At 59.2% G+C, this 6362-nt stretch carries 5 protein-coding genes; 2 read left to right on the top strand and 3 right to left on the bottom strand.

The annotated features are described in order from the left end of the window. Positions 1–198 precede the first annotated feature (198 nt). Together EN943_RS33750 and EN943_RS33745 are read left to right on the top strand one after the other, a co-directional pair. Positions 199–642 carry a hypothetical protein gene (locus EN943_RS33750; RefSeq protein WP_127416226.1) on the top strand — a complete coding sequence of 148 codons (444 nt, stop codon included), beginning with the start codon at positions 199–201 and terminating at the stop codon, positions 640–642. An 8-nt stretch (positions 643–650) separates the two neighbouring features. Beyond that, positions 651–2105, top strand: coding sequence for a relaxase/mobilization nuclease domain-containing protein (locus EN943_RS33745; protein ID WP_127416225.1), 1455 nt, complete (start codon positions 651–653; stop codon positions 2103–2105). Positions 2106–2280: 175 nt separating this feature from the next. On the opposite strand, the gene EN943_RS33740 is transcribed toward EN943_RS33745, so the two are convergent. The 3 genes from EN943_RS33740 to EN943_RS33730 all read right to left on the bottom strand — a co-directional run. Continuing rightward, the gene (locus EN943_RS33740) at positions 2281–3735 is read right to left on the bottom strand and encodes a hypothetical protein (protein ID WP_127416224.1); all 1455 of its coding nucleotides are present in this window, start codon (positions 3733–3735) and stop codon (positions 2281–2283) included. After that, positions 3732–5075 carry a DUF4365 domain-containing protein gene (locus EN943_RS33735; protein WP_245476075.1) on the bottom strand — a complete coding sequence of 448 codons (1344 nt, stop codon included), beginning with the start codon at positions 5073–5075 and terminating at the stop codon, positions 3732–3734. Before EN943_RS33735 ends, EN943_RS33740 begins: the two co-directional genes overlap by 4 nt. Before the next feature lie 504 nt (positions 5076–5579). Next, the coding region (locus tag EN943_RS33730; protein ID WP_164778519.1) for a type IV secretory system conjugative DNA transfer family protein at positions 5580–6362 on the bottom strand (783 nt) is incomplete at its 5' end.

Raw genomic sequence — 6362 nt, 5'->3', positions numbered from 1 at the left:
GAGGAGCTGGACGACGACAAGTCCGCGACGAGCGGCGGACCCCTCGGGCAAGGACAAGCCGGCTCGACGCTAGCTGGCGGCAGGAACGCCCCTCGTTCGTCGCAGGCAGGGACAGGAGTGGCAGGGAGCTCCGTCGCCAGCGGGGCTCCGAAGTCCACTGCAGCTGCTGGCTCACCCAAGGCCGCTAGCGCTCCGATCATGGTCTATGGCGCCACGCTCGCCGGTTTCCGGCCGGAAGAGGAGGAGGAAGACTGGAAGCGGCGCGGCGGCGGCGGCCGTGGTGCGGGTCGCGCGAGCGCTACAGGACGAGCGGCGCGGGTCGCCTTTCAGGCACGCGCCGTGGCGGCACGGGCAGGCTATGCGGCGGGTGCGCAGCCTGCTGTGTTCAAGGTCATGCCCAATCCGCCATCGACCAACGAAGCCGCCGGTCGGCTGCTTAATTACATCGGGAAGCGCGAGGACGAAAAAGGCGAGAAGCACGACATCGAGATTTTTGACGAGGACGGGCAGATCCTTGCGACAGGCGGCGCACGAAAAGCGTTCCTGGAGACGTTTTGCCAGACGTTCGAACCGCCCTGGAAAACACCAATTTTCTGGAGGTTCGTTTCGAGCTCGCCGGCGAGGTCACCGACGCCGCCTTGAGCGAGGCGTTGAACAAGGCCCTCGGCGCAAAGCCGTTCATCTATGCACAGGACGGGCAGACGGTGGAGGCTTACGCACACACCGATGAGCGGGCGGGGCCGCTCGCCAAGGTGCTTGCGGGCGGTCGGGAGAATTCGCGCAGCAAGGCGCTCGACAAGATCGAGGCGCACTTGTCCGAGGCCATGGGCGCCGCTGGCGTGGTCGCCAAGGCAGAGGTAACTGCGGCCGTGAGCCGTGAACCCAAAGCGAAATATTTCCTGCAGAAGTTCATCCGCACCCACAACCAGGTCCGCAACGCAAATGGCGAGCCTGTGCCTGGGGCGAAGAATGCCACCAAGGCGGCGGCTTCTGTCTATGAACAATGGCGCCCGCAGTTTTCGGGGCGTGAACGCCGCAATGCCTATCACCTGCTTTTCTCGGCAAAGGCCGGCACCGATGCCAACGCCGTCATGGCTGCGGCACGCGCCGTGATGGAGGAGCGAGCGCCAGGATACAAGTTCGTCCTGGCGCATCACAAGGACACCAAGCACGTCCATATCCATGCCATGGTGCAGGCACGGTCAGCCGACGGCGAGCGCCTGAAATTCTACAAGCCAGATCTGGTCGCCTGGCGCGAGACCTTTGCGGAAAAAGCACGCGAGAACGGCATTGCCATGGTGGCGACGCGGCGCATGGATCATGCGATGACGCGACCATTCACGAAGGAGCATGCCGGAGCTTACGGCCGCGCCCAGAGCGATCCGCGCTACCAGGTCAGCGCCAGGACGATCGAGCGAGTGGAGGCCAAGCGGCAACGCCGTATCGATGGACAATCCCTTGTCGTGAACGGCGATGCAATCGCTGCCGCATGGCAAAAGACTGTGACGACGATGCGGACCGCGGGCGTAGTCGGTCAGGCTGTCACGGCAGCGGAGTCGATCGGCAACAATTTTCTGCAGTTCCGTCGCGATCGGGCAGGGGAGGGGCAGCCAGGTCCTGGCGCGGGTCGTGGGACTGATCAGTCGGGGCAGGAGTCTTTCCTGTCCCATCCCGGTATGAGAGAATTGAATGCACTGATAGGAGATTTGAACATGGCGCAAACCCCCTTGGAAATGCGGCGTCAGATGGCCCGCGTCAATCAGGCTCTCGACCACATGCGCGAGACGCTGCCGCCGTCGCATCAAGGACAGTTCGAACAGTATCGTGAAGAGGTCAACGACAAGATGCACGACCGTCTCGCGCGGCTGCAATTCGAGCGGCAGCAACAGCGTCGTGGTGGTGGCGAGCCGCTCCCCGAGCGCGAGGCGCGAGGGCGAGACCTTCCAACTCGCGACGATCCGCGCGAGCCAGAGCAGCCGCGCACAGGCACCGAGCAGGAAAAGGTGAAAGCCAACCAGAAGGATGCGAACAAACAGACGGCTCAGCAGGCTGAAGAGCAGGACCGCAAGACGCAGCGCTCGAACGATAACGATTATGAGCGCTGAGCAACGGCCAACCTAGCGTCTGGCGCGGTGGTCAATCAAAACGCCGCATTCGTCACAGAATGATCAGGCTGCAGGGCAGTTGGACGAAGCCACGAAGTGGCTTCGTCGAAAGAAAACGAGATATAGCTCGGGCTGCCGTTGGCCGGTGCGGCACAAAACGCCGGACAAACCAGAATCAAATGTACTTGCGATAGTCGGAACTCACCTGTCCCTCGCTGATATATTTCAGCACTTCTCCGACCTTGCGCGCTGCCCTGATGGGGATTGGCAGCTTTTGGTTCATCTGGGTGGAATTCCAATTGATTTTGGTCAGCCCGAGAATCTCGTTCGCGATCTGGGCTACCGTGCTGTCGCTGGACTTATAGGGACAGATCAACAGAGGCTTTGGATCATACATACCGGGGTAGGTCCCGTAGTAAGGAATGCTGCCGTTTGTGTAGAGCAGCCCTTTACCATCGAGTTCCACGAACGTGCCGCGCATAACAGGGTAGTTGCCATCGCGAAAAACCTTCACAAACGACGATTCCTGCACCCAGACCAAATCGCGCAGCTCGGTCCCTACCTCGTCGAGAGCTTCAAAAATCCCGTCGGCCTCTTCGTCGCGAAACTTTGATGTTTTTAGAACGATGACGCGCGCCGGATAATTCATATGATGCTTTTTGTACGCAGCGAGCGCGTCGGCGATGAGTGACTTTGCATCGTCTTGCGTGAGGTAAGGATGCCTTCCCCGACTCTCGGTTTGTGCGCCCTTTCCTTTGAGAATGAACCCCCTGCCTCGCTCGTCGAACATTTGAGCAGCGCTCGTAAAAAGCTGCTGGCCACCAGCCTCGCGGTAGAAGCTGACGCCGATGTAGCAGGCGGAGAACTCGCCTTCTTGCGGAGCCCGGCGCCATGGAACGCGCCCTGATCCTTTGTAGTAGAGGGTGGTGAGCAGATTCCATGTTCGTCCCGCTTGGTCCTGTATCTGACGGGCACTGCTCTCCTTGATCTTGAGAGGAATGACGGCCCGCTCGTCGAGCACATCTTCCCACACGATCTGAATGGGAAACCGGAAGTGCATCGCTTTCGCTTTGAGCAAGCCGCGGAAGTTAGGGGCATCCGAGCCTCCGCTATCCTCCTGCTCCACAGTAGCGTCGGAATCGACCTTGGCGTTCCAGACGCGCTCGATGAGTTCTACGGGAAGAGCGATGATCGCGACGTCGGGCCGACTGCTGCCCTCGTCGAGGGCCTGCAGCTGCTGGATGATCTCATCCACAGCCATCTCGACGGCTTTGCCGTGATGCGGCTCTTTCCTGATTCGCTCGATGCGTGCCTGCGGAATAGCCGCGACGGCGCCGTCGGGAATCTCGAACCGACATCGGAAAGGATTGCGATTGCCAAGGCCCGGAAAGGGCGGATGCATGTTGGGATGTTTTTCAGACTTCCCGGCAAACCCGACGCTGGCGGCATCAAGAAAGTTACGGGCATCTTCAATGGTCTTCTGGCTGCCGATGACCGCGATGTTGATCACGTCGCCAAAGGGCGTCTGCAGCGGACCGGCCTCGAAAAGTCCGAGGCGAGGATCGGGGTGTTGATGTTGGTTGCCAAATTCCAACAGGGGCTCCTCGAAGATCTTAGTTTCGAACTTCATGCGAACCTCAGCAGTTCTTGATTGCTCTCTTCGTCATCACTCGCCTTCTTCTGCGCACCCCAAACGTCTTCGGGCACCTTGGTGGGGAGCTTTACCGTCGGTGGATCACCAAATGTCAGGCGCGGATCAGTGCTGGCGATGGCGAAAAGATCGTCTGCATTGCGATCCGCTTCGGTGAGGAAACGATGCCACATGATGACTTGCCCCCGCAGCGATGCGCTCTTATCCAGCCGCTTCTTCCCCGCAAGAAGCGCGCTTGGGTAGGAGTGTGGAATGAAGCCGTTGGTGGTGAAGAAATAGGTTGGATTGATCACCAGGAACCACTGGTCGTAGAGGAGTTCGAACCGCGGGACGAACGCGTGGTGCCTCACAAACTCGACGCGAGCAGTGTCAAATTTGTTGCGAACGACATTGACGACGTCTGCCTCAGCCTTCTTCTTCGAGGCTTGGTAGTGATAGGCGCGGGACTCGTTCTCGACGCGAGCCCTGAAATAGAAAAGCCTGCCCTCTTTGTCCCACCCGAGGTCGGCTCGTATTTGATGCCGGAGAGTTTGGGCCAGCAGGAAAGCGAAATTGTTTCTCTCGTCGAGGTCCTGGTGGAACGCCAGATGTTCCACTTCAATAGCCTCCACCTGATCAAGGTCGACGATTTGATGGCACGATGAAGTTCGCGGATCGTGGAACGACCAGAATGCACTACCTTTGATCGCCCAATCAAATCGCGCAGGCTCCTCTGCCGCCAGCAGCATCGCCGTGGCTTGCTTTGCGGTGTATGCGGTAGTCGTCACAAACACCTCATCCGGAAGGGCCACAGGTAATATGTTGACGAGCGCTTCCTCACCACCGCCAAGCGGTGGAACGAAGTAGCCGAAGCCGGTTTTGGGAATTGTAAGAGCAGCAAGCCTGTCGACAGCATTCGTGTCGAGCACATCCTGCTGCTTGTCGAAGCGCAACCGCCGCTCGCCCGGCCCCGTGCCTCCAAGGACTTCCTTCCAATAGTAACTCTCGTCACTTCTGCGGTAGAGAACAAGAATGATTGGCAGATTGGCACCGCGCCAGTACGCAAGGTCTTCGCTCCGTAAGAGATAGGCGAAGCCGTTCGCATCCTCCGACGTGTACGTGCTGGACTCGGTTGTCTTGACCTGAACCGCAATCATTCTGGCGGAGGGCTGCCCCTCTATCATCACTTCGGCGATGCCATCGATTCCCGCTTCGAGCCGCGAGCGCACGTCGAATTGGAATCCCATCGTGAGAAATCGCAATTGAACCGCAGTCTCGCCGATCTGGCCGAGGAGTTGATTCGGGGTGATAGTTTTTGCCATATTCGCACTATAGAACATTATGCGAACACGCCCCATGAGATTCTTGTTTTCGCCCGCTTTTCACAGGGCGGATAATTTGCGAGCCTGCTTACTGAGGCCTGTGCGGAAGCGCGTTCGCAGTAAACGGTCATACGCTACACCAATAAAATCGACATTGTGGATGTTGAAGCGGACACTGAGAGAACCGCTACCGTCACAGAGTGTCGTCACGCCTGTGAGCGGCTTCGTTGGCGTCAGGGACAAGAGTTATGTCGTCGAGCGGAACTAATCCTCGGACAGTGTAGCGGAGCTCTCATCGCGACGTCAGCGGCTGTTCAGACAAGAAGTGCTTCCCCTTTGCGAACTCACGGACTGGGCACTTGGCGATCTCATTTCGCGAAGCGCGGTCTATGCGGGTTTTGCGCTTGAACTCGATTGAGACCTCGGCACTGCCCGAAACGCGCGGCAATGTCCTCCGCCGCAATGACGTGTGCGACAAGGTCACGGTAGACAATGACCTCTCCGCCGCATCGGAATGCTAGCCTACCCATCGACTACCTCAGGCAAAGTATCTTCGACGATGCTGAGATTTCGATCGAAAGTCTCGGTGTCGGATGCGTTGGCGCGCAGAGACCGCACCTTGTTCAGGATGGCCGCAACCGCCGCTTCTTTGTCGGGCGCTATGCATGTTGTCACTGCTTTGGCCGCCAAAGCGGTAAAATCTATGGCGGCATAAGCTGGTACGGCTGTAGCGTCTGTTGCTTTCAGCCGGTCTTTTGTCATTGCGCGCCGGCTTGGAGGCGGTGCTATGCGGCCTGCTTTTGCGGCAAATGTCGCGCCGCGCCGGAGGCGGGCCTGCAGGAGACCGGAGCGGTACGCCGGCGCTGTCGGGACAATCGTCGAGACAACAGGAGATGGAACGACCGCAGAAGCTTCCAATGCGGGGCTTTTGGTGCGCGAAGCGTCGGTAGAGGCGGGCAGGGGCATGAACGCGCGTTTGGCTAGCTGACCGTCGGTGAAATAGAAATTGCGGGTGCCGAGGATCGGCAGTTCGCCGCGCGGCAATATGATGACCTTGTTCTTGTCGAGCGTGCGGATTTCATCTGGCCGCATCAGCGGCCGCCGCACTTCCTTGCGGTGCTCCGAACGCGTGTAGTAAGTGTCGAACAACGTTGCCTTGGTGCGCGTCACGTCCTTTTGCACGTCCGACGTTTCGCCGAGCTGCTCGGAAACGTAGCGCAGATCGTCGGCGTCCTGCGCGCCGACAAAGATCTGCACGCGGGCAGCGTTGATGAGCGTCTTGCGCCCTTCCTGGCGATAAATCTC

It is taken from the genome of Mesorhizobium sp. M7A.F.Ca.US.006.01.1.1, assembly GCF_003997935.1.
Taxonomy (GTDB): Bacteria; Pseudomonadota; Alphaproteobacteria; order Rhizobiales; family Rhizobiaceae; genus Mesorhizobium.
The sequence above is the reverse complement of the archived record's forward strand: the minus strand, read 5'-3'. Positions and strand labels throughout refer to the sequence as shown.

What these genes read in the sequence shown, in the direction of transcription:
- EN943_RS33735 (WP_245476075.1), bottom strand. Translation starts at nt 5,075, where the DNA reads ATGTTCTATAGTGCGAATATGGCAAAAACTATCACCCCGAATCAACTC.
- EN943_RS33740 (WP_127416224.1), bottom strand. Translation starts at nt 3,735, where the DNA reads ATGAAGTTCGAAACTAAGATCTTCGAGGAGCCCCTGTTGGAATTTGGC.
- EN943_RS33750 (WP_127416226.1), top strand. Translation starts at nt 199, where the DNA reads ATGGTCTATGGCGCCACGCTCGCCGGTTTCCGGCCGGAAGAGGAGGAG.